This is a genomic window from Halorubrum sp. B52 (assembly GCF_059752555.1).
This window is the reverse complement of the sequence record NZ_MWTG01000006.1, coordinates 1-26,460: the sequence shown is the minus strand read 5'-3', so window position 1 is coordinate 26,460 and position 26,460 is coordinate 1. Positions and strand designations below refer to the sequence as shown.

Below are 26,460 nucleotides of genomic sequence, written 5' to 3'. Positions count from 1 at the left end.
GATAAAAGCCGACCATCATACCGTACGAATTAGAACTTGGAACGGTTATTGGCCGAAGAACGAGCCAGTAGGCAATTATGGGGGGTTCTCCGAACCGATGAAGAGCCTGTCAGCAGACGCTGGCCCGTCAAGAGAGCGGATCTCGTCCTTCATACTCACCGCTCTCACCATATTCCGGCCGCTGGAAACCACCCTCACGGTAGACATCGAACTCACCCCGCTCGATGTCGTCCCGGATGATGTCTGCGGTCGTTTCGTCGACGCTCACGAAGTGACACAGCGGATGCCCCGGGTACGCGACTGCGTTCTCGAGTACACCGACGACGAGGCCAGTTGACGGTGCACGAACGACTTCGACCTCATCTTTGAAGTGATCGGAGATAGTGAACAGCTGCTCCCCGTCCTCGACGAGCGGCTGTGGGCCCCACTTCATATCGACGAGTCCGCCGGTGGCAGCACGAAGCCACGTCTTCTCACCGTCGCGTGCGACCACACGCGTCCACCCAGGCCAAGAGACCGGCCGGTCTGGCAGAACCTCATGTTCAGCGAGGACACTCGCCACGCAGTGAAGGGCGCGTTCGAGATGCGTCGATTGGAACCGGTGGGCGCGCCCCATCTCCACAGTTACGGTCGGAACCCCCGTCTTCGATGCTGCCTTTCGGAGCGTCCCGTTTGAGCCTTCACCGTCGAGAATCACGCTCGTTCCGAATGCACGGGCGATGCGTTCGACGTCAGAGTCGCGCATATCTGCCCGAACGTGATACATCGTCGTCCTGTTGCGCGTCGAGGTGTGGAAATCCAGCCCTAGGTCGCACTTCGAGACGAATTCCTCGAAGATAGTATGGGCGAGACGTTTCGCCATCGTTCCCTGTGGATTCCCGGGGAACGACCGGTTGAGGTCCTCGTCATAGATCGGGATGTAGCGCTGTTGGGCCATGAATCCCGGGACGTTCAGTACGTGGAGGCAGACGAGTGCCCCGTGGATGTCCGGGGGACCGTAGGTTTCTGCGACCTCTTGGACGATCTTGATGCCGTTCAGTTCGTCGCCGTGCACGGCAGCACTGAGGAACATCGCCGGGCCATCATTCTCTCCGTTGACGACCGTGACCGGAATGTCGATCGGGTCGCCGTGGAAACTTGTTCCCACCGAATAGCGGAACTGGCGCTTCTCTCCGGGTGAGATGGTTCGGCCGCCGACCTCAATCGGTTGTGTCGCGGATCCAGTCATTGAGAATCACTCTCGGACTGCTCTGAATGTGTCTGCGCTGCACGTCTACTGGGTTTACCAAGGAATCGTGGAACCGCCTCGCAGTATGACTCGTATTCGCCCCCGTACTGCTCGCGGAGCCACGGCTCTTCGGCGAGTGGTGCGAGCAGGAACCACACGATTCCACCGATAGCGAGAATGACCGTTTGAATCGAACCTGCGAGGAGGCCTCCGCTGGCGAGCATGGTGATGAACCCCACGTACTGTGGATTGCGAGAGAAGCGATACGGTCCCTCAGTTTGAAGGTGGCCTTCGAGACCACTGCTCTCCCAGAATCCGAGTGTCCACATCGCCCAGATAGACAGCGCTGTGCCTGCTACGAAAACAAGCACACTGACGAGTTGCACCACCACCGGTGGTTCGTACCAGTGCCACCAGTCGAGGTATGCAATGCCGACCAGACCCACGACGTATAGCGTCCAGGCTGTCCAGCTGACCCAGAACGTCCAGTTCCGCGTCCCGTGCGGCCAGAACCGGAATGTCGGACTGACGATGGTGGCAAGGAGGCCACCCAGTAGGAGTCCCCCGGATAGGAGACTGACGCTGAACAATGTCTGTGTCGCCTGGAGTGCCATAGGGATCACGCACCAATGTCGGGCACGGAAATATCGGCGCTGCGGAGACGACGGGCGTTGATAGCGACGATGATTGTCGAGAGAGACATGAACACCGCGCCGATCGCCGGCGACAGCAGGATACCGATAGGCGCGAGGACTCCGGCAGCGAGTGGGAGCGCGAAGACGTTGTAGCCGGTCGCCCAGACCAGATTCTCCTGCATCTTCCGGTAGCTCGCCTTCGAGAGCTTGATGAGACGGACGACATCCAGGGGATTGTTGTCGACGAGGATGATATCGCCCGACTCGATGGCGACGTCGGTCCCTGAACCGATGGCAATACCGACATCTGCTCGCGTGAGCGCCGGCGCGTCGTTGACGCCGTCGCCGACCATCGCGACCAGTTTCCCCTCGGACTGGAGCGCTTCGACTTTCGTGTCCTTTTCGTCGGGGAGTACCTCCGCGAAGTACTGGTCGATGCCGAGTTCCTCCGAGACAGCCCGTGCGACGTCCTCCGAGTCACCGGTCAGCATCGCCACCTCGATATCCATCGCGTGTAGCGCCTCGATGGCCTGCCGGCTTTCTTCCCGAATAACGTCCGCCAGCGCGAATGCTGCGACAACTTCGGATTCGTCGTGAACCAGGTAGATAACCGTCTCTGCGTTCGAGCCAGCTTCCTCCGCGAAGGCAGCGATTTCGTTGGACCGCTCGATACCGAATTTCTCAATCAGGTTCGGTCCACCGATATGAACCGTCTCGCCGTCCACAGTGGCTCTGACGCCGAGACCGCGGAAATTCTCAAAGTTCGAAACCTTCGCTCGCTGGATATCCCGTTCCTCGGCGGCGTCTCGGATGGCGCGAGCGATCATATGCTCGGAGTCACCCTCGACACCAGCGGCGACTTCGAATGCTCGCTCTTCAGTCCAGTCGCCTGCCGTCTCAACACCGACGACGCCCTGTTCGCCCTTCGTGAGGGTCCCGGTCTTGTCAAACATCACCGTGTCCAGATTTCGAGATTCCTCCATGGCGATGCGGTCGCGGATGAGCATCCCGTTTTGGGCAGCCGTGGAAGTGTTGATCGCGACCACGAGCGGGACGGCAAGTCCAAGTGCGTGGGGACACGCGATGACCAGGACCGTCACGACGCGCTCGAGGACGGTGATGTTGTACCCGACCGCGACGACCCACGCGACGGCAGTAATCGCCGCGACGCCGAGTGCAATATAGAACAGCCAGCCAGCTGCCTTGTCGGCGAGCAACTGGGTTCGAGATTTGGACTGCTGGGCCTCGTCGACCAGTCGCATGATGCCCGCCAGCGTCGTCTCGTCGCCGGTCTTCGTGATTTTGACGCGGAGACTCCCGTCCTGGTTGACCGTCCCGGCGACCACCTCTGATCCGGGCTCCTTCCCAACTGGTCTGGATTCGCCGGTAATCATCGACTCGTCAACGGACGACTCGCCCTCGACGACTTCGCCGTCGGCAGGCACGCTCGCGCCCGGGCGAACGAGCACGACATCGTCCTCGCCGAGTTCGGAGACGGGCACTTCCTCGGTATCTCCACTCTCGGTGATACGCTCGGCGGTATCGGGCATGAGCTTCGCGAGTTCGTCCAGCGCCCCCGAGGCCGCCCGGACCGACCGCATCTCCACCCAGTGGCCCAGCAGCATGATGTCGATCAGCGTGACGAGTTCCCAGAAAAACGGTGTCGTCCCTTCGAGAAACAGACTCGCGATCGAGTAGACGAACGCCACCGATATCGCCAGCGAGATGAGCATCATCATCCCCGGCTCGCGGTTTTTCAGTTCCGTCCGGGCCATCGAGAGGAAGGGCACGCCACCGTACGCGAAGATCACGACCGCAAGTACCGGCGTTATCCACGTACTCCCGGGGAACGTAGGGGCCGTATAGCCGAAGACGTCCTGAATGAATTCGCTGAAGACGATGACCGGAATCGAGAGGACGAGCGACACCCAGAACCGCCGCCGAAACATCGCCTCGTGGCCTGAGTGATCCGTGTGATCGCTGTGATCCCCGTTTCCACCCCCGTGTCCCTTCTCGTGGGCGTTACCACCATGGTCGTGCTCGTCGTGTACGTGCTCTGCTTCTGTAGAGTGAGCGTGCTCGGCCGCAGCGTGGCGGTGCGCGTGTTCGGCTTCGTGGTCGTTATGTGCGTGTTCGTCCGTGGATTCGGACTCCGTGGTGGCGTCTGCCGCAGTGTGAGTGTCGTCCTTCGGGAGTTTGGACTCCGGCTCGGATGACGCGTGGGCTGTTGCTCGCGCTTCAGCATCTGCTTTCAATCGGCAAATTCGACAACAGTAGACGGGTCCTTCGGATTGATGCGAGGGGTGCCCCTCTTTAGAGGGATTTTCGGATGTCTCGTGGTCTGGATTGTTGCTCATGGCGTGGGTATTGGTGCCGTCCCTTATTATGCTGTCCAAACCCTGATACTGCGCGGCGCAATCGAGAGGGCCAGAATCGAACGAGAACGGCGGGGCGTTCGTTGGCGTGCGTTTTGTCGTTTCTCAGGCGGAGGCGGTGTAGCCAGCGTCTTCGACGGCTTTGACGAGTGCTTTGATGTCAGCATCGCCATCGACGCTCGCCTGTTCGGCCTCGCGGTCGGCGGTCGCGTCGGTCACGCCACTCACCTCTCGAAGCGCGTCTTCGACTGTCTGTTCACAGTGACCGCAGGTCATTCCTTCGACAGTGATGGTCTGCGTCATACACTGGTACATACGGGAGGGGAATCTTTGTCAGTTTCTGCTTCGAATCCAAAGTCTATCTTGGACGTGAAATGGCATTCAAAGCTTGGAGTTGGGAAACAATATTGTGGTTCGGGGGTTCAATGGGGAGATATGCGTGATTTAGACGAGACAGACATGGAGATCCTCTCGCTACTAGCAGAGGACGCGCGACGCCCGTTCAGCAGCATCGGTGAGGAGGTGGATCTCTCGGGGCCAGCCGTATCAGACCGCGTGAAACGGTTAGAGGAGGCCAATATCATCAACGGCTTCACCATCGACGTGAATCGCGCACAACTGCGAGCTGGTGTTCCGGTATTCATTCAGGCTGAGATTGGATCTGAGTCGCTGGAACCAGCCCGCAAGCAGGCCCGAGAGTCAGATGGTGTCGAACACGTCTTCATGACCTCTGAGGGGGATCTCTGGTTTTACGCACGTGTCGAAGCTCATAACGTTCGTCAGTGGATGAATGGACTCTTCGATGAGATCAATATAGCAGATTATACGGTCACGCTAATCGACGCAATGGAATGGACGCCATCCGTTGATGGTGCCGAGTTTGCCCTTACTTGTGCTGAATGTAACAATACCGTCGATACTGAAGGAGAGACAACACGGATTGACGGCGAGGTTTACCACTTTTGTTGTCCATCTTGTCTCGCACGCTTCGAAGACCGCTATCAGCGACTCGAAGAAGGGGCGTAGTATCCTTTTAGATTTCAAACTTTCGCGGGTCCAATAACCACCCTCTCGAAACAGTAAATCGCGTAAATATAGACCCCGTATAGTAATACGAGCATGACAAGCCAAACAATACATCTCGACATTACGGGAATGTCCTGCGCCAACTGCTCGGCGACGATTCAGGACACTCTCGAATCACTTGAGGGGGTATCGGAGGCGGATGCGAACTTCGCCACCGATGAGGGGTCTGTTACCTACGATCCCGAGACAGTATCGCTTCACGAAATCTACGACGCAATCGACGAGGCGGGCTACGGTGCAGTCTCGGAGACGGTGACCATCGCCATCTCCGATATGACGTGTGCCAACTGCGCCGAAACTAACGAAACTGCTCTCGAAAGTACACTCGGAGTCATTACCGCGGAGGTAAACTACGCGACTGACGAGGCGCAGGTGACCTACAATCCGGCAGAGGTGTCTCTCGATGCGCTGTACGATGCCATCGAAGACGCCGGCTATTCGCCAGTTCGCGAAGACAGTGGCGATGAGGGCTCGGGGCAGGATGCGCGTGATGCCGCCCGCCAGGCTGAGATACGGAAACAGCTCAGGCTAACCCTCTTTGGGGCAGTATTATCAGTTCCACTGCTCTTCTTCCTCATCGACAGCTATCTTCTCGGTGGCGTGTTCGTCCCTGAAACCGTTTTCGGCGTGGAACTCGGCTGGGTCGAGTTCCTGCTCGCCACGCCGGTACAGGCGATCCTCGGCTGGCCGTTCTATAAGAACTCGTACAAGGCGATCGTGAAGAATGGCCGCGCCAACATGGACGTGCTGATCGCGATCGGGTCGACAACGGCCTATCTATACTCTGTGGCAGTCCTTGCTGAACTCATCGCGGGTGGGCTCTACTTCGACACGGCAGCCCTCATCCTCGTGTTCATTACGCTCGGTAACTATCTCGAAGCTCGTTCAAAGGGTCAAGCGGGCGAGGCCCTCCGGAAGCTCCTCGAAATGGAAGCCGAAACGGCGACCATTGTCCGTGAGGATGGTAGTGAGGAAGAGATTCCACTTGAAGAGGTCACAACGGGTGACCAGATGAAAGTCCGCCCCGGTGAGAAGATCCCAACCGACGGGGTCGTCGTTGACGGGCAGTCCGCCGTCGACGAGTCGATGGTTACCGGTGAGTCTGTCCCTGTAGAAAAAGAGGAGGGAGATGAGGTCGTCGGCTCGACGATTAACGAGAACGGCGTTCTTCTCGTGGAGGCCACTAACGTCGGCGAAGATACTGCCCTCCAGCAAATCGTTCAGACCGTCAAGGAAGCACAATCGCGCCAGCCAGATATCCAGAATCTAGCAGACCGCATCTCGGCGTATTTCGTGCCGGCAGTTATCGCGAACGCTATCCTCTGGAGCGTTATTTGGTTCCTGTTCCCGGAGGTGCTGGCTGGCTTCGTTGACTGGCTCCCGCTATGGGGGCAGGTGGCGGGCGGCCCGGCAGCGGCGGGCGGCACGGTCACCGTCTTCGAGTTCGCAATCATCGTCTTCGCGTCCTCGATCCTCATTGCCTGCCCCTGTGCGCTGGGGCTGGCGACGCCCGCGGCGACGATGGTCGGGACGACCATTGGGGCCCAGAACGGCGTCCTGTTCAAGGGCGGTGACATCCTCGAACGCGCGAAAGACGTCGACACGGTCGTCTTCGACAAGACGGGCACCCTCACGAAGGGTGAAATGGAACTGACCGACGTGGTCGTCTTCGATGGCGATGGAAATGCGGTGACTGACGGGGGCGAGCCGACACCAGATGGTGGACAGCTCAGCACTCGTGACCGCCTCTCAGAGGACGACGTGCTGCGGCTGGCGGCGATCGCAGAAAGCGGAAGCGAACACCCCCTCGCGCGGGCAATCGTCGAAGGGGCCGAAGAACGCGGTCTGGACGTGACTGAGCCTGACGACTTCGAGAACGTTCCGGGCCACGGGATCAAAGCAGTCATTGGTGACAGCGAGGTGCTGGTCGGCAACCGCAAGTTGCTGCGAGACAACGACATCGACCCGTCTCCCGCCGAAGAGACGATGGAACGCCTCGAAAACGAGGGGAAGACGGCGATGCTCGTCGCTTTCGAGGGCGAACTGGTTGGTGTAGTGGCTGACGCCGACACAATCAAAGAGAGCTCCAAGCAGGCCGTTACGGCCCTACAACAACGGGGCGTTGACGTGATGATGATTACGGGCGACAACGAACGAACTGCTCGTGCGGTCGCCAAACAGGTCGGTATCGATCCGGAGAATGTCCGAGCAGAGGTCCTTCCCGAGGACAAGTCCAACGCCGTCGACAGTATTCAGGACGAGGGTCGGCAGGCGATGATGGTCGGTGACGGCGTCAACGACGCGCCGGCGCTCGCGGTCGCACACGTCGGGACAGCCATCGGCTCCGGCACGGACGTCGCCATTGAGGCTGCGGACCTTACGCTGATGCGCGATGATCCGCTCGACGTGGTGAAGGCGATCCGGATCTCGGACGCGACACTCAAGAAGATCAAGCAGAACCTCGTGTGGGCGCTCGGCTACAACACGGCGATGATCCCGTTAGCATCGCTCGGCCTGCTCCAGCCCGTACTCGCTGCAGCAGCAATGGCGTTCTCCAGCGTGTCGGTGCTGACGAACAGCCTGTTGTTCCGGCGGTACACCCCCGATCACGACTACAAGCTCTTCGGTCGCCTCCGCTGAACGTCACCTCTATATCAATGTCAAATATTTCCCGCCAAACGGTTCGGAGGTACCTCGTCGAGACAGCCAGTAGCGAACCGACATACCTCCGGGCTCGCGAGATCGCCGGCGACCTTGACGGATCGCCGAAGGCCGTTGCACAGTACCTCAGCCAACTTCAGGACGACCTCTCAAACGTCTCACTCGAACAGTGGGGGCGCTCGAAGAGTACGACGTGGCGATTGGAGGTGAACGAGTCGTGAGTACTGTCACCCGACGCGTCGAAACCGTCCTTCCGGAGACCGGCTCACGCGAGTGGTGGGCGCTGTACCTGCTCGCCCCGCTCGTCCTCGTCGGTGCGGGCCTCCTTGTGTTCCCGACGCTGGTCTACGACCGGTTCATCTGGCAGTACCTCTGGGGGCCAGTCGTCGCCGACGCCGTTAGTCAGCCAGTCACGCACGAGGGGATTCGTGCTGTCCGGGGCTACAATGCGGTGAACACGGTAACCTACCTCGCGGCGGTCGTGTACAGCCTCCCCGGACTGCGGGCGTATCTCGACCAGCTCGATGTCACGTTCGACGCACGCCTGGCTTACGGATTCGCTCCGATCATTATCGCCGGCGGCGCGATGCGAGCGCTTGAGGACATCGGCCTGCTGGGAGACTACGCGGTGTGGTTCATTACGCCGTCGATCTACTTCGTCGTCACCGCTATCACCGTCCTCGCGCTCGGCGTCGGTGCACTCGTGCGTGACCAAAATATCGGTTCTATCCCGCTAACAGTCGGGCTTGTCGGGTCGGTGTGGGCTGTCAGTGCCGTCGGGTGGGCAGTTTGGCACGGCCTCTCGACGTCGACCCCACTTCGCCTATGGGTTCCTGTCGCGACGACGGGAATAGCTCTCGGAGTGACCGCGCTCTACTACTGGGGCGCGAGTTTCGTCAACGTCACACACCTTCGACACCCGCTAATTCTGCTGGCCGTCTTTGGCCAGCTGTGGGACGCTGCGCAGAACCTCATCGGTGTGACGTTCATCGGCTACTCCCCCAAGTTGTTCGTCACGAATCTCGTGTACCAGGCGACTGGATTCTCCGGATCGACGTTCGTGCTGAAACTTGTCGTGACTGTCGGCATCGTGTGGTATCTCGCTGATGCGAAAGAGGAGATGAATCACACGTGGTGGTGGCTTATGACGTTCTTCATCGGAGCGATCGGACTTCCGATGGGCGTTCGGGGATCACTTCGGATGCTGTTGGGAGCTTAACGATGGTCTCAAAGATTGGTACAAACCGATGACTCGAACATGCAGAATTGCGATAATAGGTGGAGGGATGGCCGGGCTTGCAGCAGCTGCTGGATTTGACGACGCTGGGTTCGACGTCGAACTATATGAGCGGCAGTCCTACGATAGCAAAGGCGTTAATTGCGGAGAAGCGATGACAGCGGTATCGAAGATCCCACTCGAGCCGACTGTAGAGAACGGCTTTCTCAATCCGCTGCCAGCGATGGAAGTGGAGGTGTATGACGGAATCGACGCCGATCGCCACCGCACTGGAGCCGGCACCTTTCCTGCTGCGGATACATATATAACGGACCGAAATGTCGTTGAGCAGTCCTGGGCAGAACAACTCTCAGAGAAGGGTGTTGACATCCACGAAAACCAGTCTATCACACGGACAGATTTCCACGAGTTCACCGATGAGTATGATCTCGTCGTTGATGCAACCGGTCAGCCATCACTCTCTAGTAAAGCGCTCGGAACAACCAACGAGTATTCAGGATATATGGTAGCGCTTAACAGTGATGTCGAAGGGGACTTCACCGAGTTGTACCCGAACAGCCGGATAATTCTGGAGAACTATACAGGGTACTCGTGGGCATTCCCGAAGACATCGCAACGAGCCAACGTTGGTATCGGCTGGACGGTCAGTGACCGGCCTAGTGATTATATGAAGGCATTGAGGGAAGCCTGTAAGCGGAATGGGTGGGCAGTCCCGTCGCAGGAACGGACGAACGTCGCAATCATTCCCGAGGGACCAAGCCTTGATCCCGACAGAACCCATCTACCGGAGCATTCCGTCGTACGAGTGGGTGATGCTGCAGGTATCGCAAACCGACTCACCGGAAAGGGGATCTCACAGGCCGTTGAATCCGGATTCTTGGCCGCAGAGCTGGCTAACAGAGGCCAATTACACAGTTATCCTGACAGATTATATCAGAGGATGAAAACGGAGTACATTTTCGCCACAGTTGTGAGATACTTTCTTGAAACTCGTAATCCCAAGGTTCTGGGAGCAGCAATTCGTGCCGCTGCCGGGATCGATATTGAAGACGTTGACCGGTCTCCGAGTACAGTTCTACTGCGTCTCCTCCGCCACCCTGTTTTATTTGCCCGTATTTTCTCGAGACGACGAGTTTTAAACCGTGTCTATGGAGGAATGACCAACCAGTGGGAATTAATTGATTGACTTCCTGTTCTGTTTGGACTTCCGACAAAAAGTATACGGGTGCTTTTTCAATTCAGCTGTCCTGCGGTTAATCGTCAGAACGGGGTAATCTGCTTCCTCGATCACTTGAGCTGCGACACTTCCCTGTAACAGTCGGCGAATACCAGTCAATCCTCGTGTCCCCATTGTAACAAGGTCGATGCCATTCACCTCAGTATATTTGAGAATCTCCTGTTGAGCTTGACCATAACTCAACGTAGTTCGGACAGGAACGTCTAAGGTCGCTGCCTTCTCCGTAATGTCCTCCAAGAGCCGAGTTCCCCGCTGTTCCCAAGAGTCAGTAACTTCCTCCCACGTGAATCCAGGCCGACTCGAATAGGACTGTTCGGAAATAACAAGAAGTCCATGTAGGGTCGCATCATACCGTTTAGCAATTTGTAGCCCATGTTTGAAAGCCACAGATGCCTCATCATATCCATCCGTGGGCACGAGAATGTCTGTGAACTGGCTAGTAGATAACTCTCCAACCGGATCAGGTGGATCCCTATCAGGTATCGTCAAGACAGGAAGAGAGATATTTTGAATGATCTGGCTGGAGACATCTCTCCGGAGAATTCGTGCTAATCTAGTCTGTTTAGGTTTCTGGTGAACAAGCAAATCAATATCATTCTCTTCAGCGTACTCCCGAATAACACCTGGAGAGTGCCCACAATCCACTGCTGGTATCACATTGAGCCCGAGCGAGTGGGCCTGATCCACCACGGGTTCAATTACCGCTGCTGCGTCCCACTCCTCTTGTTTAGTGACTTGGTCGGATTCCACCTCCGTGCGTTCCTCATCTTGAATAGATAATACGTGGAGAGCCGCATCATACATTTCCGCAAGTGATAGACCATATTGGACCACTGAATCCACTACATCAACTCCGTAGAGTGGAATGAGGATCTGGTTGTACTGGTTGATGTCCGGACCTTCTCGAACTTCTAGACGGCGTGGGGAGCTCATACATATCTATACGTAACGATGATTTACCGCGCTTTCTGTTAAGAATCGAAACCGGCCAAATGGTCTCTGGGATAGTGATTTGAGAGGGTCACCGCGCGTAGCCCTTGCTGGATCACTCCCGTTTCGAAAGAAAACAGGGGGCGAGAGTGTAGGACTGACGTGTCTTAGCTCATCAGAATGTAGCTGCTGCGAGCAGTATGAATCATATTTTCGCGAGAATATCACCGGCTTCGCTGGCTCGACGTTCGTCCTGAAGCTGATTGCCGTGACGGTTGTCGTATGGATCCTCGCAGACGGCGAGGGAGAGATGGACTACACGTGGTGGTGGCTTATCGCGTTCGTCGCGATGGCCGTCGGCCTTCCGATGGGTGTTCGTGGATCGATTCGGATGATGCTCGGAGTCTGACAAAGAGATGGATGCGACTGCCGTAGTTTCTATCCCTGCAGTCGGACATTCGATTCAACGAATCACACGGTAGTAAAGCAGCATTCTTCAAAGAACACACCGCCCAATTCTGTCGTATTATAATAGAAACTCACGTGAAAGAGGAAGGTGTATGATATGACGACGATGAGTCTCCAGATCACTGTCAAAGGAATGACCTGCGACGGATGCGAACAGACCGTTCGAGAAGCACTCGAAGGCGTATCAGGAGTCGAACGTGCGACGGCCGACCGAGCGACTGATACCGCAACGATTGACGGTGATACCGATCTCGAGAACCTTCGGCAGGCCGTGGAAGACGCTGGCTACTCCGCTGTCGGCTAAACAGTCGATAGCGAGCGCCCGCCGAGTCTCCGATCCAGACACGATATCCGCCAATGATACCCCCAAACACAGCATCCACATCCATCCGGCGTCAACCGGAATCCGAAGCAGAAACATCCCCTACGCACCGCTCCACATGTGTCGAGTGTGATGGAACGGTCATCTATTCCGAGGATAAAGGGGAGTACCATTGTGACGCATGCGGGTTGGTACTCGAAGAGTCGAACATCGACAGAGGGCCCGAATGGCGAGCGTTCACTGAACGCGAGACTTCGCAGAAGTCCCGTGTCGGTGCTCCCATAACGCACACCCTCCACGACAAGGGACTCTCGACGATGATCGGCTGGCGTAACGAAGATACGTACGGAAATGCGTTGAGCAAACGCCAACAGCAGAAATTCCAGCGACTCCGAACCTGGGACGAACGCTTTCGCACGCGGGATAGCAAGGAACGGAATCTCAAGCAGGCGCTCGGCGAGATCGACCGAATGGCATCCGCACTCGATCTACCCACCCCGATTCGTGAGACTGCGAGCGTGATCTACCGCCGTGCCCTTGAGAAAGACCTACTTCGAGGACGATCGATCGAAGGGGTTGGTGCTAGTGCATTGTATGCCGCAGCTCGGCAAGCGAACACGCCCAGGAGTCTCGATGAGGTGGCTGCAGTCAGCCGCATCGGTAAGAGCAAACTTGCGCGAACCTATCGATACGTCGCTCGCGAACTCGTGTTGGGGATTGCGCCGGACGATCCAACCGACTACCTCCCACGATTTGCATCCGACTGTGAGGTTTCGGTCGAAACCGAAACTCGTGCCCGACACCTCCTTGAAGTGGCGGCAGAGCAGGACGCATTGAGTGGGAAAAGTCCGATTGGGCTTGCGGCAGCCGCGATCTATGCAGCGACGAGACGTACGGAGGACAGTCTCACCCAGGCCGACGCGAGCGAGGTGACCAATGTGAGCAAAGTCACAATCAGAAATCGCTATCAAGAGCTGCTCGAAATTGCCGATGATGCGGATCCAAACGAACTAGAGTCATGAAAAGACGAACGTTTCTGCAAACGGCGGGAGGACTCGCAGCGGCGAGTACTCTCGCACAGCCGACAGCCGCACAGGAAGCCAAGACAGTCCAGATTACCATGGAGGGGGGAGACTTCTTCATCGACCCAGTAGGCCTGTTCGTCGAACCGGGTGAGACCGTAATCTTCGAGATGGGAGCGGCGGCCCCACACTCCTCAACCGCCTATGAAGACCGCATCCCAAGCGATGCAGATCCCTGGGACAGCGGGTTACTGCAAGAAGGAGAGACGTTCGAACATACGTTCGAGGTCGAGGGGACATATGATTACAACTGCACCGCTCACGTATCATTGGGACAGGTCGGGCGAATCGTCGTCGGAAGTCCCGGTGGACCGGCAACAGAGAGCTCTATCCCGACCAACCCTCCGAGCGGACAGATGCCAGATAGCCAAACGATCGTCGATCAAGGGTCGATTGCGTACCCGTTTACTGGCACCGCGAGTGGTGGCAGTGGCGAGAGTGGTGGTGGACAACCAGCACCACAGGTGCCGGACAGTGCAAAAACCCTAGGTATCTTAGCGTTCGCCGCGATGGTGAGCACGCTCGGGTTGACTTACGTCTTCATGAAGTACGGTGGTGATTATGGTGTCGAGTAGAACAGTAGAAGGCTTCTGCGAGATTCCTTCACGATCAGCGGTTATGAGCGAGAGTAGTAAGACTATCGTGGCCCTTTGAAAACCATGCCCGAGTCAAAGGACACCCTCGAAATCCAGAACGTGGTCGCTTCAACCGAATTGGGTCAGGAACTGAATCTGAAGCCGTTAGCCGACGACCTCCCCACTACAGAGTATCAGCCGGAATCCTTCCCAGGACTTGTCTTTCGCACCCAATCTCGAAAGCTGACACACTTATTTTCCGCTCTGGGAAAGCGGTCTGTACTGGCGCAAAAAGTGTTCAAGACATTAATAACGCGTTAGAATTCGTGTTCAACGAACTCAGTACATCACAAAGCCGGTTAGTTGAGACGTCTGCTTGCTGAAGGTGTGTCTAATACCAAGCAAGCAGACGGTGAAATCCACGAGGACCAGCTTCTTAACTTCCTCGTCAACTCTCTTGACGAGGAAGTTGCTCTCACACTCGCTGAAAACGCTGAACTCGATGCTGAAGACATCTACGAGGTCCTCGTCGGCGCACGCGCTGACGGGACCTCGGTCTCAACGCCCTGTGAGAGAAGTGAAGATGCACCCCACGAAAACTCGGTTCTCTACCATCTCCGCACCAAGTTCGACCTTGAGACGCTCGAACAAGTCGGAACCGCGCTCCTTCAGAAAGACGTTCTCGACGTCCTTCCCCAGCAGGTGGAGGTCGTTTCGGAGCACGACCGCGAGTCGCGCTCGCGTGGCCTGTCCACACGCGGACGAGGAACGTACGAAGACGACAAACCACCCGTGTTCATTCCGGTCGATCGGGGCACCAAGCAGCGGTACGTGATCCCGGCGAAAGCCGCAGACGAATCGACTCCTGCTGGCCGACCGCCAGCAGGAGTCGCTCACCGTCTATACCGACGGCTTTCGAGCGTACGAACCGCTTGAGGGGGACGACGAATTCGACCGCGAATACGTCGTCCACGGCGACGGCGAGTACGCTGATGAAGAGATCCACGTCAACACTTGCGAGAGCCACGCGTCGCTGATGCGACGGTGGCTCTCGCCGCCTCGAGGTGTCTCAAAGGACAAGCTAACACAGTATCTCAGAGCATTACAGCTCCGACGAGATCTCTTCGTATACCGGGACGAGACGCTCTCAAACACGCTGTTCCAGCCACTCTCTGAAATCAACAACGTGCTACACATGAGCGTTGATGGTACTACCACGTGTATCTCTACTGCTAGCACACATAATCGGAGGAGTCAATTTGCTGGCCCAGCAAATTGACGACTCGCTTAAGATACGTAGCACACAACCTTCGTCCTATGGAGATGTCACGGCGGCAAATACTGGCAGGAAGTGGCGTGGCGCTGATCGGTTCGATCGCTGGCTGTCTCGGCGGCGACGACGCTACCGGGAGCGATGGAAACGGTGGGGACACGCCCACTGACGAAGAAACCGACGGCAACAACAGCGGGAATCAGGAAGTCGCCGACTACCTCTCGGAGATTGCGAACTACGACGGAATCAACGACCGTACCGACGAGGGATCAGTGACCGTCAGGAATGGTGCTGTCGACGGTGCCGGCCAACAGTTCGTCTTTGATCCGGCGGCGATCCGTGTTTCCCTCGGCACGGACGTGACCTGGGAGTGGGTCGATAGTAACAGCCACAGCGTCACGGCCGAAGACGAGACGTTCGACAGCAGCCTCATTTCAGGTGAAGGGGAAACCTGGGCGTACACCTTCGATGAGCCAGGTACCTACTTGTACTATTGTATAGCACACCGAGCACTCGAGCAGAAAGGAGCAATCGTCGTGGAATAGCGACTCTCTCTGTTTCCCGCCCGATGAGAATTAATAACACTATCGTGTGTACATGGGTCCAAACGGAACTATTCATGTCGTCACAATGGACTCGTCGCCATGCTCTCCAAGTAGGAGGGGCTATCGGAATTTTCGGTGTAGCCGGTTGTCTCGGGTCATCTGGTACCGACACCAACTCACCCAACCTCAATCAGGCAGCAATTACCCTGCTAAACGGTGGCACGCTCGTAACGTCTCCGTCGTGCCCGTGCTGTCACGAATACGCGGATATCTTGACCGAACGCGGCGTAGACAGGCTCGATATCGTGGAGCAAAAGAACTACGCCGAACCGAAGCAGTGCGCAGGCATCCCACGCGAACTGTGGGCATGCCACACGATTACTACTGAGGGCTACGCGTTGGAGGGACATCTCCCAGTAGAAGCGATCGAAAAATTGGCAATCGAACGACCAGCAATAATCGGGGTTGTATTACCAGGAATGCCAGCATGAACTGGGGAATGGGTGGCGGGATGGGGACCGGTATGGATGACGGAATGGCCAGTAGCATGGGATCAAATATAACCGCCGGGATGGGATCTTGGAATGGTCGCCCTCGCGGTGCTGATGCTGATCAGTGGCATCATCATGACGAACCGGCACGGTGCTGAATCCGGAATGTGTGACCTGTTTCGAGAATGACCACGACAACACGTTCAAGCCGCCTACCTAGCTATCTCGCACCGCTACCAGAGCGCGTCGAGGACCTCGCACTTCGGTACGCGTGGGTCATCGTCGCGATCAATCTCGCCGGAACGGCGTTCGGGTTCTGGTACTACCGCTTCCAGCTGGCCCAAACCCCAGTCGTGATGTGGCCGTTCGTCCCCGATAGCCCCGCCGCGACGCTGTTCGTCGCGCTCAGTCTCGCCGCGTGGAAACTGGACTACGACGTCGAGTGGCTCCACATGCTCGCCTTCTTCGGCAACATCAAACTCGGTCTCTGGACGCCGTTCGTCCAGCTGGTTCTCAACGGACCGGGCGGTATCGAACCCTGGCTCTACTGGTTCCTCATCGTAAGCCATCTCGCGATGAGCCTCCAGTCGTTCCTGATCTATCGCTACGCCGAGTTCACGGTCGGTGCGGTCGCCGTCACCACCGTCTGGTACGGCCTCAACGACATCGTAGACTACTTCGCGCCGCTCGTCGGGGAGTTCCACCACACGTTCCTGCGGGCCGAACTCGTCAACGGCGCACTCGATCACTCGATGCGAGCGCACGACCTCGCGGCGGCCGCGGCAGTGACGCTGACGCTCGCCGCGACGTTTCTCGCACTAGCGACACGGGTGAAGAAGCTCGAAACAACTGAGGAGTCCTCCGCACGAGGGGTGCGCCGATGAACGGCTATTCACGACGGTCGGTACTTCGCCGGAGCCGGAGTGTGCTAGCAGTCGGGGCAACCGCGATTGCTGGCTGTCTCGGAGGTAGCGGCCCGTCGGGTCCGACGGTCACGATGACGGGCGACCTCCGATTCGATCCGGCCGAAGTCACAATCGACCCCGGTCAGCAGGTCACCTGGGTGAACGAGAGTGGAGTCCCCCATACCGCATCGGCATACGAAGAAGGGATTCCCAACGAGGCGTCGTACTTCGCAAGCGGCGGCTACGAGTCCGAGCAGGCCGTCCGGCAGAGTACGTCAGCGAGAGGGTTTCTCGAACGAGGCGAAACCTACAGTTACACGTTCGACGTCACGGGGACGTACCAGTATTTCTGCCTGCCACACGAGGAAAGCGGGATGGTCGGACGTGTCATCGTCGAATGACCACGAGACTCGACCTCACTCGATCACTGACGGTGGATCGATGGGTATCCCGGCATTCCATCGGCCATCCATAGCCAGAGCCCCAGTATCGTGACGACGGTTTGTCCGAGTACATACGGGGTCGGAGACACCAGCGCGAGCAGGTCTCCGATCGTCTCGACATGGTGATAATCAGTTACGACCGGCCAGAACAGAAACAGTAGCGTCTCCCCGGGGACGAACAGGTAATCCACGAGGTCCGCAGCGAGGTGTGATATATATCCGAGCGCGTACGCCGCGCCGACCTCCCACCGGTCTCTGTGTTTCGTGACGTAGAAGACAATCAGGACGACGAGTGCCGCGGTGAACACCGAGTGCGCGACCGACCGACTCGGGAGCGATGGAAGTACAAACGCGAGTGGTTTGTCGACGAGATCCGGGAGCAACGCACCTCCGAACAGGGCGAAGATCGGGACATCGTCACATCGGTCAGTAGGGCCACCAGAAATGCCTCGGTAAACGAGATACGCGACTGCAGCGTGGACCCAAAAGAGCACACTCGACAATATTGTCCAGGTTACGTAAACCGTTCACGCACTGCTGCCCCGTCAGCATCAAACGCCATCGATTTCGGAGCGAATAGTCTCGCGCTCGAAGTAGAGGATCTCCAGCCCCAGGAGGACGACCGTCACAACGAGAACCACACTGAAGACGGCGGGTTCCATCACGGCGAGGTGGTACACTAACGAAGGGAAGAACAGTACTGCACCCACCACGCCGACGGCGGGGAGGATACCTGTTCGAAGCCCCGCTCGATGCCTGAACGCGAGGAAACTCATCGATCCAAAGACGGTGATGAAGGCAAGCGACGCGAACGACGTGATTCCCTGAAGACTACCGTAGGCGGTGAACGCGGCCGTTATCAGGCCCAAGACGAGAAGTGTTCGCGTAGGAGCACCGTCGGCATCGGCATCTCCGATCCGGTCGGGAAGTAGGTCGTCTTCAAGCATTCCCGTCGCAAAGTGGGCCGCCGAGAACAGCGTGGCGTTGATCGCGCTCCCAGTCGAGAACAGCGCCGCCACGGAAATGAGGATGAACCCCATCTGCCCCATGAACGGTTCGGCCGCGATGGCGAGTGACACCTCGGGGTTCGCGGCGATCGTTTCGGGCTGAAGCAGACCCGTCGTGACGACTGCTACGAGGACGTACAGCCCGAGAGACGCGGGAATTGAGAGATAGATCGCCTGCGGAATGGTCGTCCGAGCGTTCCGAAGACTTCCCTCGTCGTAAAAGAGTAGCTGCCAGCCCTGAAAGGCGACGAACGAGAGGGCAGCGGACATGAGCAACCCGCCCGTCGCGACGGAGGAGAACCCGGTCGTCAGCTGTCCTGTCCGCGCTCCAAAATAGAACCCCCACACACCGAAAATGAGGAGAATCCCAACCTTTGCCGCGACGAGGAGCACCTCGGTCACGCCACTCGCCCGGGCACCGAGGACGTTCAGTAGTACAAACCCCAGGACGCTGAGAACCGACACGACGGGGCGGAGTGGAACCCCGAGGGCTGTTTCGACGCCGAGGAGTTTCGTCGCAAAACTACCGAACGCGAACGCGTACATTCCCATCGACCCGATATAGCCGAACAGAAGCGTCCAACCGACCATCCCAGCGACCGTCGTCGACTCACCGAACTCCTGTAAGAAACTGACCGAGCCGCCGGACACGTCGCCAAGCCGCTGGAGACGAACGTACGAGTAGCCAGCGCAGAACGCGACGACACCGCCGCCGGTAAAGGCGAGCCACGCCGCAGGCCCCGACATTTCCGCAACGACGCCAAGTACGGCGAAGATCCCACCCCCGATCATACCCCCGAGCGCAATCGAGACTGCACCGAGAAGGCCCAGCTTCTCGCTCATCGTCTCTCCGTTGGGGTGCCATCTTTAGACGTCTTGTCGTTACGAATCCAAACCACCTCAGCCCGGGGAGTAGAAATCGTCTGCTTCGATGCTCAGGTTCCGAAGAGCGAGTAGAACCACGCTTCAGTGTCCGGATGGAGACCGTTATGGACTGTCCGGACCGCCGCAGCGATTGATACTGCGAAGATAGCGTGAAGAAGATGTGTCGGAACCCAGCCGACCACTACCGCACTCGCCCCGAGGACGGCAGCACAGAGCGCTCCAACGCCGATTCTGAAAAAGAACGGGCGCTGAATCACCAACACGGTGTCCCCGTAGAGCAGGATGTAACAAAGGAACGCAAGCCCACTAGCGACGACTGCCGAGAGTAACGAGAACAGGAGTGCCGTCATCGGGGGTCTCCCTCGGAATATCTAAGGCGCGGGTGAATGTATCCGAGTGCGCCGAGTACGGCCACGAGACTAAGGAGAGCACCGGTTTCCACTGCAGCGAGCAGGCCATGCGGAAGCGGCGTGAGCATCCCGAGATGGGCGATCCCGAACAGTAACCCAACGAGCGGTACGCCAACGAGTAGGTACCCATATATTCCCTCGTACTGGTGCCAGATAGCGGGCGTTTTGCTCACCGTGTACGCGGTGCTCGCGAGAATGATACCCGTCAAGAGAAGTTCGCTGTAGGACGTAAGCATACGACTATCCTCCCCAGCCAGCCACAAGTCAATTACTCCGCCCCCGAAGTGGCATACCCCTTGATTCTAAATTCTGCTAGGGTTGTGATGCTGGTATCCAAAGGCTCACAAACGATATATCCCACAGATGTAGCCACAACCGCATTAGGAGAGGAGCCCCTAGATGTAGGCCACCAAGACAATGGACAGATCAGATTACGCGATCCTCTCGGTCATCGCCGTAATCACCGTTGCCATCGGCATCGTCACGACGACGAAACCGCTCGGGACGTTTTTCGTGGAGAGCACGAGGCAGGCCGCGACGACGACCGCCGCGATGGCGTGGATCACCTGGTGGGCGCTCGTGATCGGGTTCGCCATCGCCGGCGGCGTCGAGGCGTGGGTCTCGACCCAGCAGATTTCGGAGCTGCTCGAGGGACACGGGCCTCGCTCCATCGGCCTCGCGACGTTCTTTGGGTTCGTCTCCTCGTCGTGTTCGTACTCGGCGATCGCCACGGCGAAGAACCTCTACAAGAAGGGGGCGTCGGCTGCGGCGGCGCTGGCGGCGTTCCAGTTTGCCTCGACGAACCTTGTCATCGAGATCGGCATCGTCATCTGGCTGCTGCTGGGTTGGGAGTTCCTGCTTGCCGACGTGGTCGGTGGACTGCTCCTCATCGTCCTGATGTCGGTCGGTTTCGTCTACGTCGTCCCCGACAAGATCCTCGATGAAGCACGCGAGAACGTCACCGACGACGAGGGCATCACGGTACAGGACCCGGTCTGTGGGATGGAGGTCGATCCTGAGGAGACCGACTACTCTATCGAGCATGATGGGCAGACGTATTACTTCTGCTCGCAGTCCTGCAAGGACTCCTTCGACCCGGAGGAAGCGAACACGTCGATTCCGGAGAAAGCGACCTCGTGGTCCGGGTGGAAATCGCTCGCGGACAAACAGTGGAAGGAGTGGGCGATGCTGTGGGACGAGATCGCTATCGGGTTCATCTTCGCCGGCCTCATTGCCGGGTTCATCCCCGAAGCCGTCTGGACGAGCGTCTTCTCCGGAGCCGTATTCGGCTTGCCGGTGTACGTCCTCTGGACGGCCGCGCTGGGTGCGATCATCGGCGTCGTCACCTTCGTCTGTTCGGTCGGGAACGTCCCGTTCGGGACCGTCCTCTGGACGCGCGGGCTCCCCTTCGGGTCGGTGCTCTCGTACATCTTCGCGGACCTCATCGTCCCGCCGATCATGAAAGCCTACGACGAGTACTACGGGACGACCTTCGCGGCGGTGCTGTCCCTGATGATCTTCGTCACCGCCGTTATCGCCGGGTTCGTGGTCCACTTCCTGTTCCTGGGCCTGGGCCTCATCCCCTCACGAGCCTCCGCGCAGATCGCCGAAGTGTCCATCGAACTCAACTACAAGCTCGTGTTGAACGTCCTCGCGACGGCGTTCTTCGCGTTCCTCTACTGGCTCCACAAACAGGATTCGGTGGCTGGTGGGGAACGCGGTGACGAGAGACATGCGGCAATGACGGACTGACGGGTATCTACCTGCTCACGTAGTTCACAATATGAATTTCGTCTATCAATAATTCGACGACACAGACAAGGAACATCTACGGTTTCGGGCAATTAATCCCTGACTCCCTTCCACTGCCCAACCACAGTTTCGATACGAATACCATTCATTCCAGAGCGGTCTCGTCGAAGTCATGGGTCTTTGAGATCGTCACTGCTGCTACGAGACTCAGCCACGAGATCGCGCCACTGCTCCCAGCGGGGGATAAACATCGGCACTTTGCGCTGATAAGTGCGGTAGTCCTCACCGAATGTATCGATCATATCACGCTCTTCTCTCCGTGCAAGCCACGTAAAAATCACAACGACGAGCGGAAATAGAGCGACAGAGAAGATTGTCGGCCAGTGAATGATGCCCTCGCCAAACAGAGCGATGAACAGACCGGTGTATTGTGGATGGCGGACGTACCTGTAAAGCCCGTCTGTGACCAGTCGGTCGTCCTGTCGGGCACGATAGACTTGTCGCCATCCCTGAGCAAACAGGCCGATGCCGACAAACGCCACAGCGTAGCCGAGGAGCATTGATACGAACATACCCGTTTCGCCAAACCCGATCAGTGTAGACCAGAGATTGGTACTGACGTACTCGCGGTCCAGACCAAAAAACCGGACCAGCAGATAGATCGTCAGTGGAAACCCGTACATCTCCGCATATAATGCGATGATGAACGCCTGTACCACTCCTGCGCCGACCCACTCCCGCCAGCTGTCAGGAGCGAAGTACCGATAGAAGAACCAAGAAACGACGACAATGAAGATAATCGCGAGGCCCCAAGCACCGGGATTCGTAATAGTGGTATCTATTGATGACACGCTTACTTACCCGAGTAGATACTGAGTCCAGGGATGCCGTTCGACAAGCGGCACTCCACCAACCTCGTACTGTTCAATGTACGCGTCAAGGCCGAGTATCCGTCCCGCACCGAACGCGGCGACTGAGAGGAACACGAGCATGTACGCGAAATCACCGTTGATGTAGCCATGTGTGACATCCCAGTTGCCGAAATAGAACATGAGCATCATAAATGCCCCCCAGAACGCAGCGAGCCGAGTGAGGGCACCGAACAACAACCCGAGGCCGATAAGCAGCTCTCCCCACGGTACTGCAACGTTCACGAAGTCAACAAACCACGGCGTGTTCCCCATCGCGACGAACAGATCAGCGAGTGGACTCCCGCTATTCGGAACGGCCCCGGTGAGATATCCACCGGCACTAAAACTTCCCGAGAGGACCTTGTCGAGACCACTCTGGAAGAACGCCAGTCCCATCATCAACCGAAGCGCAAAGATAAACCAGACACTCAACGTGTGTAGTCGACCGCTTGCGGTGAACCCCCCGATCGTACTTTCTAATTGAACTTCTTGAGATGCCATATCGTGCTAATTCCCGGGAAGGTGTTATAAAATCGCGGTGGGATCTCGCCATACCGGAATAGAGAGCCCTTTTCGGGGTGATCTCTCCGATACCGTCATACTGGCTGAATAGTATCGTATTCCCAGGCGTCTGTGACGGCGGCATACGTCTGCTTGATTACAGCCGGGTTGGAGAAGATCCGAGCAGCCACCCGTGGATGCCCCAAGAAGCGACGAAGAACCGCCCGTGGGGATCGATCGATGTCTTCGATGTCGATTCCAGACACCACTTGGACGGCATCACCGAGAACGGTCATCTGACGCGTCTCGACGAGGTGCCGCATAATCCGGGCGAGCAGGTACTCCCCTTTCATCGTCCGATAGAGTCGGTCTGGATACTCCTGAAGGCTTCCCTCCGCCGTCAACTTGGCTGCGAGATACGACGACTGAATTGCTTGCGAGATCCCCTTCCCGGTCAGCCGATTCGCGAGTCCAGCCGCATCCCCGACACGAACGACGGGCCACTCAGGTAGATAGGTCAGCGCAGGATCGAGACTCGGTCCTTCGGGGATGATAGCGATATTCGTCTGACTCCGAGATGGTATCGGCCAGCCGTTTCGTTCACACGCCGCCTCAAATGCGGCTATGTAATCGGCTGGGCGTTCGCTCTCAGTCCACCCGATGCCGACGTTTGCCCGCTCGGGCGATTTCGAGAACGCCCACGCGTACCCGGTATAGCCCTCAAGAACGATCTGGCTATTCGGGTAGAGATCTGAAAAGTCGCCCTCCACGTCAGCATTGAGGGCGATCATCCGACCCGCGTACTCGTCCGTTCTCCCTCGAACTTTGCTGGTAATCGACGGTTGGCCAGTCGCGTCGACCAAGAGGTCGTATTTATCGGCCAACGTCCGGAACTCCGCCTTCGTGATCTGGTGGTTTTCGTGAATCGAAACGCCCTTTTCAGCGAGGCGTTCGGACCATCGTCGTTCAACGATGTTTCGGTCGGTGATGTACGTATCGGAGGCCGGGAATCTCCCACTCCCGGTGTGCTGTCTGCTGGATGTCGTTCCTCGTAGATATCCACACGTAACTCCGGAAGAGCATTGACGAACCCATTCGCCGACATCGAACGGAGTGGAATCTTCGAGACGGCCGTCATCGCTTCCCCACAGTTGACTCGTTTGTCGTCGTACGACTGACGTTCGAAAAGGTCTACTTCGAAACCTCGCTTGGAAAAGCCTTCAGCAGCGGCGAGACCGCCGACTGCTCCACCGAGTACTGCCACGCGTTGGATTCGCGGTAACGGTTCAGACGACTGCTGTGAGCGAGAGTGGAAACTTTCAGATCGTGAAGTGGTTGTCTCTAATACCATTTGTCACTCAGGATAGTTGCCCCTTATTAGTCCTCGGTGAGCAGTCGGCGGAGTACTAGATGCAGGATTCCGCCGTTCTCAACGTATCGAACGGCTGCGGGCGTCCCAACTTGTGCCGTGACCGGGAACTCGACTCTCGAGCCGTCGTCCCGCTCTGCGACGACGGTCAACTCGTCGTTCACGTCTAGGCCGTCGTCCAATCCACGAATCTCAATCCGCGCCGACCCGTCGAGACCGAGGGATTCCCACGAGTCACCGTCAGCGAACTGCAGCGGGAGGACACCCATGCCGACGAGGTTGTCACGGAAGATGCGCTCGTAGCTCTCCGCGATGGTTGCGCGAACGCCCAAGAGGTCAGTCCCTTTTGCGGCCCAATCGCGGCTCGACCCGGTGCCGAGTTCTTCGCCGGCGAACACCACCAGCGGCGTATCATCTTCCCGATAGCGGCGGCTCGCCTCGAAGACGGTCGTCTGCTCGCCCGTCGGCTGGTGAATCGTGTAGCCGCCCTCGACGTCGTCGAGCATCTCGTTCTCGATGCGAACGTTGGCGAAGGTGCCGCGCATCATCACCTCGTGGTTGCCCCGGCGGGCACCGTAGGTGTTGAACTCGTGAGGTTCGACACCCTGGTCGACGAGCCACTCGCCGGCGGGCTGCTCCCGAGAGAACGGTCCGGCCGGGCTGATGTGGTCGGTGGTGACGGTGTCCCCGAGCAGCATCAGGGTGCGAGCGTCGGCGATGTCGCTGACACCGGGCTCCTCCAGCGGGAAGTCCTTGAAAAAGGGCGGCTCGCGGATGTACGTCGAAGAATCGTCCCACTCGTAGACGTCACCGGTCGGCGCGTCGAGTGCCTCCCACCGTTCGTCACCCTCGAACACTTCGGCGTACTTCTCCTCGAACATCGAAGCGTCCACGCTCTCATGGATCGCCGTGTGGATTTCGTCGGCGTCCGGCCAGATGTCGGCGAGGTAGACCGGGTCCCCGTTATCGTCCGTCCCGAGTGGGTCCGTTTCGAGGTCGATGTCCATCCGACCGGCCAGCCCGTAAGCGACCACCAGCGGCGGACTGGCGAGGTAGTTCGCTCTGACCTTCGGGTGGATGCGCGCCTCGAAGTTCCGATTGCCCGAGAGGACGCTCGCCGTCCAGAGGTCCTCGGCGTCGATGGCGCGCTCGATGGGTTCGGGGAGTGGCCCGGCGTTCCCGATGCAGGTCGTACAGCCGTAGCCGACGACGTTGTAGCCGAGGTCTTCGAGATACGGCAGTAATCCCGAGGCTTCGAGGTATTCGGTGACGACGCGGCTCCCGGGCGCGAGGCTAGTCTTGACGTACTCGGGGACATCGAGGCCATGCTCGACGGCGTTGCGGGCGAGCAGGCCTGCGGCGAGCATTACCGAAGGGTTCGACGTGTTCGTACAGCTGGTGATGGCGCTGACGACGACGCTCCCATGCCTGATTTCGGTTGTCTCGCCGTCGAGGTCGACGTCGACCGTGTCGTTTAGTTCGCCCACGTCCGGTTCCGGGAGGTCGGCGTCGGGGCGGTCGGCGGCGACGCTGCTCTCTCCCAGCCAGCGGGTGAGCGCGTCCTCGTCGATTTCGTCGAGTTCGTCTTCGAACTCGCCGTGGACCAGCCCCCGGAAGTGGGTCTTCATATCGTCCATCGGGACACGGTCCTGGGGACGCTTTGGTCCCGCGAGACTCGGCGTGATCGTCGAGAGATCGAGCTCGACCGTCTCCGTGTACTCCGGATTCTGTTCGCCGAACAGCCCCTGCGCATCGAGATATTCGCGAACGAGTTCGATGTGTTCCTCCTCACGACCCGTGAGTTCGAGGTAGTCGAGCGTCGCTTCGTCGACGCCGAACATCGAGATTGTCGATCCCTGCTCGGGGGCCATGTTCGCGATAGTGGCCCGGTCGGGGACCGTGAGGTTCGCCACGCCGGGGCCGAAGAACTCGACGAAGCGATCGACGACGCCAACCTCGCGAAGCTGTTCGGTGACGTGAAGCACGAGGTCAGTCGCAGTTGCACCCTCGGGGAGTTCTCCGGTAAGGCGGACCCCGACGACTTCGGGCAGTTTCATCGTGATGGGCTGGCCGAGCATCGCGGCTTCGGCCTCGATGCCACCGACGCCCCAGCCGACGACGCCGATGCCGCC

At 58.2% G+C, this 26,460-nt stretch carries 27 protein-coding genes and 3 pseudogenes; 17 read left to right on the top strand and 13 right to left on the bottom strand.

What is annotated here, in order from left to right:
• Positions 1-127 precede the first annotated feature (127 nt).
• The 4 genes from B4V04_RS01420 to B4V04_RS01405 form a co-directional block, all read right to left on the bottom strand.
• Positions 128-1,228: a succinylglutamate desuccinylase/aspartoacylase family protein gene (locus B4V04_RS01420; protein WP_058365807.1), complete on the bottom strand. Its 1,101-nt coding sequence runs from the start codon at positions 1,226-1,228 to the stop codon at positions 128-130.
• The gene (locus tag B4V04_RS01415; RefSeq protein WP_092893792.1) at positions 1,225-1,842 is read right to left on the bottom strand and encodes a methyltransferase family protein; all 618 of its coding nucleotides are present in this window, start codon (positions 1,840-1,842) and stop codon (positions 1,225-1,227) included. The genes B4V04_RS01420 and B4V04_RS01415 overlap by 4 nt, the downstream gene beginning before the upstream one ends.
• A gap of 5 nt (positions 1,843-1,847) precedes the next feature.
• On the bottom strand, positions 1,848-4,220 hold the full coding sequence (locus tag B4V04_RS01410; RefSeq protein ID WP_498228562.1) for a copper-translocating P-type ATPase: 2,373 nt from the start codon (positions 4,218-4,220) through the stop codon (positions 1,848-1,850).
• Between the two features lie 123 nt (positions 4,221-4,343).
• Positions 4,344-4,541: a heavy-metal-associated domain-containing protein gene (locus B4V04_RS01405; RefSeq protein ID WP_058365418.1), complete on the bottom strand. Its 198-nt coding sequence runs from the start codon at positions 4,539-4,541 to the stop codon at positions 4,344-4,346.
• 132 nt (positions 4,542-4,673) lie between these two features.
• Here B4V04_RS01405 and B4V04_RS01400 point away from each other — a divergent pair, with 132 nt between their 5' ends.
• From B4V04_RS01400 to B4V04_RS01380, 5 genes are all read left to right on the top strand, one after another.
• Complete coding sequence (locus tag B4V04_RS01400) at positions 4,674-5,264, top strand: AsnC family transcriptional regulator (RefSeq protein ID WP_310909315.1); 591 nt, start codon at positions 4,674-4,676, stop codon at positions 5,262-5,264.
• A gap of 93 nt (positions 5,265-5,357) precedes the next feature.
• Positions 5,358-7,964: a heavy metal translocating P-type ATPase gene (locus B4V04_RS01395; protein WP_310909316.1), complete on the top strand. Its 2,607-nt coding sequence runs from the start codon at positions 5,358-5,360 to the stop codon at positions 7,962-7,964.
• Positions 7,965-7,981: 17 nt separating this feature from the next.
• Positions 7,982-8,206, top strand: coding sequence for a DUF7123 family protein (locus tag B4V04_RS01390; RefSeq protein WP_080508364.1), 225 nt, complete (start codon positions 7,982-7,984; stop codon positions 8,204-8,206).
• Positions 8,203-9,204 (top strand): DUF63 family protein, encoded by a 1,002-nt coding sequence (locus tag B4V04_RS01385; protein WP_142980868.1) that lies wholly within the window; start codon positions 8,203-8,205, stop codon positions 9,202-9,204. Before B4V04_RS01390 ends, B4V04_RS01385 begins: the two co-directional genes overlap by 4 nt.
• A 28-nt stretch (positions 9,205-9,232) precedes the next feature.
• The gene (locus B4V04_RS01380; protein ID WP_498228561.1) at positions 9,233-10,408 is read left to right on the top strand and encodes an NAD(P)/FAD-dependent oxidoreductase; all 1,176 of its coding nucleotides are present in this window, start codon (positions 9,233-9,235) and stop codon (positions 10,406-10,408) included.
• On the opposite strand, the gene B4V04_RS01375 is transcribed toward B4V04_RS01380, so the two are convergent.
• A complete protein-coding gene (locus B4V04_RS01375) occupies positions 10,397-11,392 on the bottom strand; it encodes a universal stress protein (RefSeq protein WP_142980866.1) in 996 nt (331 codons plus the stop codon). The two genes, B4V04_RS01380 and B4V04_RS01375, sit on opposite strands and share 12 nt — an antisense overlap.
• A 79-nt stretch (positions 11,393-11,471) precedes the next feature.
• Between B4V04_RS01375 and B4V04_RS01370 the strand changes: the two genes are divergently transcribed.
• The 11 genes and pseudogenes from B4V04_RS01370 (at position 11,472) to B4V04_RS01320 (ending at position 17,451) form a co-directional block, all read left to right on the top strand.
• A complete protein-coding gene (locus tag B4V04_RS01370; RefSeq protein WP_142980865.1) occupies positions 11,472-11,798 on the top strand; it encodes a DUF63 family protein in 327 nt (108 codons plus the stop codon).
• A gap of 165 nt (positions 11,799-11,963) precedes the next feature.
• Complete coding sequence (locus tag B4V04_RS01365; protein ID WP_142980870.1) at positions 11,964-12,161, top strand: heavy-metal-associated domain-containing protein; 198 nt, start codon at positions 11,964-11,966, stop codon at positions 12,159-12,161.
• 53 nt (positions 12,162-12,214) lie between these two features.
• Positions 12,215-13,201, top strand: coding sequence for a transcription initiation factor IIB (locus tag B4V04_RS01360; protein WP_142980864.1), 987 nt, complete (start codon positions 12,215-12,217; stop codon positions 13,199-13,201).
• Positions 13,198-13,836 carry a plastocyanin/azurin family copper-binding protein gene (locus B4V04_RS01355; RefSeq protein WP_142980863.1) on the top strand — a complete coding sequence of 213 codons (639 nt, stop codon included), beginning with the start codon at positions 13,198-13,200 and terminating at the stop codon, positions 13,834-13,836. Before B4V04_RS01360 ends, B4V04_RS01355 begins: the two co-directional genes overlap by 4 nt.
• 84 nt (positions 13,837-13,920) lie before the next feature.
• Positions 13,921-14,219 (top strand): annotated as a pseudogene (locus B4V04_RS01350) (hypothetical protein).
• Positions 14,220-14,223: 4 nt separating this feature from the next.
• Positions 14,224-14,556, top strand: a pseudogene (locus B4V04_RS01345) (ISH3 family transposase); the annotation flags it as partial.
• Positions 14,554-15,012 (top strand): annotated as a pseudogene (locus B4V04_RS01340) (IS1595 family transposase); the annotation flags it as partial. The pseudogenes B4V04_RS01345 and B4V04_RS01340, both read left to right, overlap by 3 nt.
• 141 nt (positions 15,013-15,153) lie before the next feature.
• Entirely contained in the window at positions 15,154-15,654 is a 501-nt protein-coding gene (locus B4V04_RS01335; protein ID WP_142980862.1) for a halocyanin domain-containing protein, read from the top strand.
• Positions 15,655-15,677: 23 nt separating this feature from the next.
• Positions 15,678-16,145, top strand: a complete 468-nt coding sequence (locus B4V04_RS01330) for a DUF411 domain-containing protein (RefSeq protein ID WP_142980861.1) — start codon at positions 15,678-15,680, stop codon at positions 16,143-16,145.
• Positions 16,146-16,330: 185 nt separating this feature from the next.
• A complete protein-coding gene (locus tag B4V04_RS01325; protein ID WP_498228558.1) occupies positions 16,331-17,029 on the top strand; it encodes a DUF1405 domain-containing protein in 699 nt (232 codons plus the stop codon).
• A gap of 113 nt (positions 17,030-17,142) precedes the next feature.
• Positions 17,143-17,451, top strand: coding sequence for a plastocyanin/azurin family copper-binding protein (locus tag B4V04_RS01320; RefSeq protein ID WP_498228556.1), 309 nt, complete (start codon positions 17,143-17,145; stop codon positions 17,449-17,451).
• Between the two features lie 23 nt (positions 17,452-17,474).
• Here the strand turns inward: B4V04_RS01320 and B4V04_RS01315 are convergent, their stop codons facing one another.
• From B4V04_RS01315 to B4V04_RS01300, 4 genes are all read right to left on the bottom strand, one after another.
• The gene (locus B4V04_RS01315; protein ID WP_498228554.1) at positions 17,475-17,987 is read right to left on the bottom strand and encodes a metal-dependent hydrolase; all 513 of its coding nucleotides are present in this window, start codon (positions 17,985-17,987) and stop codon (positions 17,475-17,477) included.
• 57 nt (positions 17,988-18,044) lie between these two features.
• Positions 18,045-19,343 (bottom strand): APC family permease, encoded by a 1,299-nt coding sequence (locus tag B4V04_RS01310; RefSeq protein WP_498228552.1) that lies wholly within the window; start codon positions 19,341-19,343, stop codon positions 18,045-18,047.
• A 92-nt stretch (positions 19,344-19,435) separates the two neighbouring features.
• Positions 19,436-19,735, bottom strand: coding sequence for a hypothetical protein (locus tag B4V04_RS01305; protein ID WP_498167372.1), 300 nt, complete (start codon positions 19,733-19,735; stop codon positions 19,436-19,438).
• Positions 19,732-20,031: a hypothetical protein gene (locus B4V04_RS01300; RefSeq protein WP_498167375.1), complete on the bottom strand. Its 300-nt coding sequence runs from the start codon at positions 20,029-20,031 to the stop codon at positions 19,732-19,734. Before B4V04_RS01300 ends, B4V04_RS01305 begins: the two co-directional genes overlap by 4 nt.
• Positions 20,032-20,212: 181 nt before the next feature.
• Here B4V04_RS01300 and B4V04_RS01295 point away from each other — a divergent pair, with 181 nt between their 5' ends.
• On the top strand, positions 20,213-21,547 hold the full coding sequence (locus B4V04_RS01295; protein WP_498228550.1) for a permease: 1,335 nt from the start codon (positions 20,213-20,215) through the stop codon (positions 21,545-21,547).
• A gap of 170 nt (positions 21,548-21,717) precedes the next feature.
• Here B4V04_RS01295 and B4V04_RS01290 read toward each other — a convergent pair whose 3' ends face one another.
• From B4V04_RS01290 to acnA, 4 genes are all read right to left on the bottom strand, one after another.
• Complete coding sequence (locus tag B4V04_RS01290) at positions 21,718-22,398, bottom strand: methyltransferase family protein (protein WP_220619855.1); 681 nt, start codon at positions 22,396-22,398, stop codon at positions 21,718-21,720.
• Positions 22,399-22,404: 6 nt separating this feature from the next.
• Positions 22,405-22,959, bottom strand: coding sequence for a DoxX family membrane protein (locus B4V04_RS01285; protein WP_310902004.1), 555 nt, complete (start codon positions 22,957-22,959; stop codon positions 22,405-22,407).
• A 95-nt stretch (positions 22,960-23,054) separates the two neighbouring features.
• Positions 23,055-23,843 carry a geranylgeranyl reductase family protein gene (locus B4V04_RS01280; RefSeq protein ID WP_498228548.1) on the bottom strand — a complete coding sequence of 263 codons (789 nt, stop codon included), beginning with the start codon at positions 23,841-23,843 and terminating at the stop codon, positions 23,055-23,057.
• A 493-nt stretch (positions 23,844-24,336) separates the two neighbouring features.
• Positions 24,337-26,460: aconitate hydratase AcnA (gene acnA / locus B4V04_RS01275; protein WP_498228546.1), on the bottom strand; the 2,124-nt coding region annotated here is incomplete at its 5' end.

What these genes read in the sequence shown, in the direction of transcription:
- B4V04_RS01365 (WP_142980870.1), top strand. Translation starts at nt 11,964, where the DNA reads ATGAGTCTCCAGATCACTGTCAAAGGAATGACCTGCGACGGATGCGAA.
- B4V04_RS01355 (WP_142980863.1), top strand. Translation starts at nt 13,198, where the DNA reads ATGAAAAGACGAACGTTTCTGCAAACGGCGGGAGGACTCGCAGCGGCG.
- B4V04_RS01330 (WP_142980861.1), top strand. Translation starts at nt 15,678, where the DNA reads ATGAGAATTAATAACACTATCGTGTGTACATGGGTCCAAACGGAACTA.
- B4V04_RS01405 (WP_058365418.1), bottom strand. Translation starts at nt 4,541, where the DNA reads ATGACGCAGACCATCACTGTCGAAGGAATGACCTGCGGTCACTGTGAA.
- B4V04_RS01400 (WP_310909315.1), top strand. Translation starts at nt 4,674, where the DNA reads ATGCGTGATTTAGACGAGACAGACATGGAGATCCTCTCGCTACTAGCA.
- B4V04_RS01415 (WP_092893792.1), bottom strand. Translation starts at nt 1,842, where the DNA reads ATGGCACTCCAGGCGACACAGACATTGTTCAGCGTCAGTCTCCTATCC.
- B4V04_RS01295 (WP_498228550.1), top strand. Translation starts at nt 20,213, where the DNA reads ATGGACAGATCAGATTACGCGATCCTCTCGGTCATCGCCGTAATCACC.
- B4V04_RS01410 (WP_498228562.1), bottom strand. Translation starts at nt 4,220, where the DNA reads ATGAGCAACAATCCAGACCACGAGACATCCGAAAATCCCTCTAAAGAG.
- B4V04_RS01395 (WP_310909316.1), top strand. Translation starts at nt 5,358, where the DNA reads ATGACAAGCCAAACAATACATCTCGACATTACGGGAATGTCCTGCGCC.
- B4V04_RS01380 (WP_498228561.1), top strand. Translation starts at nt 9,233, where the DNA reads ATGACTCGAACATGCAGAATTGCGATAATAGGTGGAGGGATGGCCGGG.
- B4V04_RS01300 (WP_498167375.1), bottom strand. Translation starts at nt 20,031, where the DNA reads ATGCTTACGTCCTACAGCGAACTTCTCTTGACGGGTATCATTCTCGCG.
- B4V04_RS01320 (WP_498228556.1), top strand. Translation starts at nt 17,143, where the DNA reads ATGACGGGCGACCTCCGATTCGATCCGGCCGAAGTCACAATCGACCCC.
- B4V04_RS01310 (WP_498228552.1), bottom strand. Translation starts at nt 19,343, where the DNA reads ATGAGCGAGAAGCTGGGCCTTCTCGGTGCAGTCTCGATTGCGCTCGGG.
- B4V04_RS01325 (WP_498228558.1), top strand. Translation starts at nt 16,331, where the DNA reads ATGACCACGACAACACGTTCAAGCCGCCTACCTAGCTATCTCGCACCG.
- B4V04_RS01335 (WP_142980862.1), top strand. Translation starts at nt 15,154, where the DNA reads ATGGAGATGTCACGGCGGCAAATACTGGCAGGAAGTGGCGTGGCGCTG.
- B4V04_RS01390 (WP_080508364.1), top strand. Translation starts at nt 7,982, where the DNA reads ATGTCAAATATTTCCCGCCAAACGGTTCGGAGGTACCTCGTCGAGACA.
- B4V04_RS01305 (WP_498167372.1), bottom strand. Translation starts at nt 19,735, where the DNA reads ATGACGGCACTCCTGTTCTCGTTACTCTCGGCAGTCGTCGCTAGTGGG.
- B4V04_RS01375 (WP_142980866.1), bottom strand. Translation starts at nt 11,392, where the DNA reads ATGAGCTCCCCACGCCGTCTAGAAGTTCGAGAAGGTCCGGACATCAAC.
- B4V04_RS01285 (WP_310902004.1), bottom strand. Translation starts at nt 22,959, where the DNA reads ATGGCATCTCAAGAAGTTCAATTAGAAAGTACGATCGGGGGGTTCACC.
- B4V04_RS01360 (WP_142980864.1), top strand. Translation starts at nt 12,215, where the DNA reads ATGATACCCCCAAACACAGCATCCACATCCATCCGGCGTCAACCGGAA.
- B4V04_RS01420 (WP_058365807.1), bottom strand. Translation starts at nt 1,228, where the DNA reads ATGACTGGATCCGCGACACAACCGATTGAGGTCGGCGGCCGAACCATC.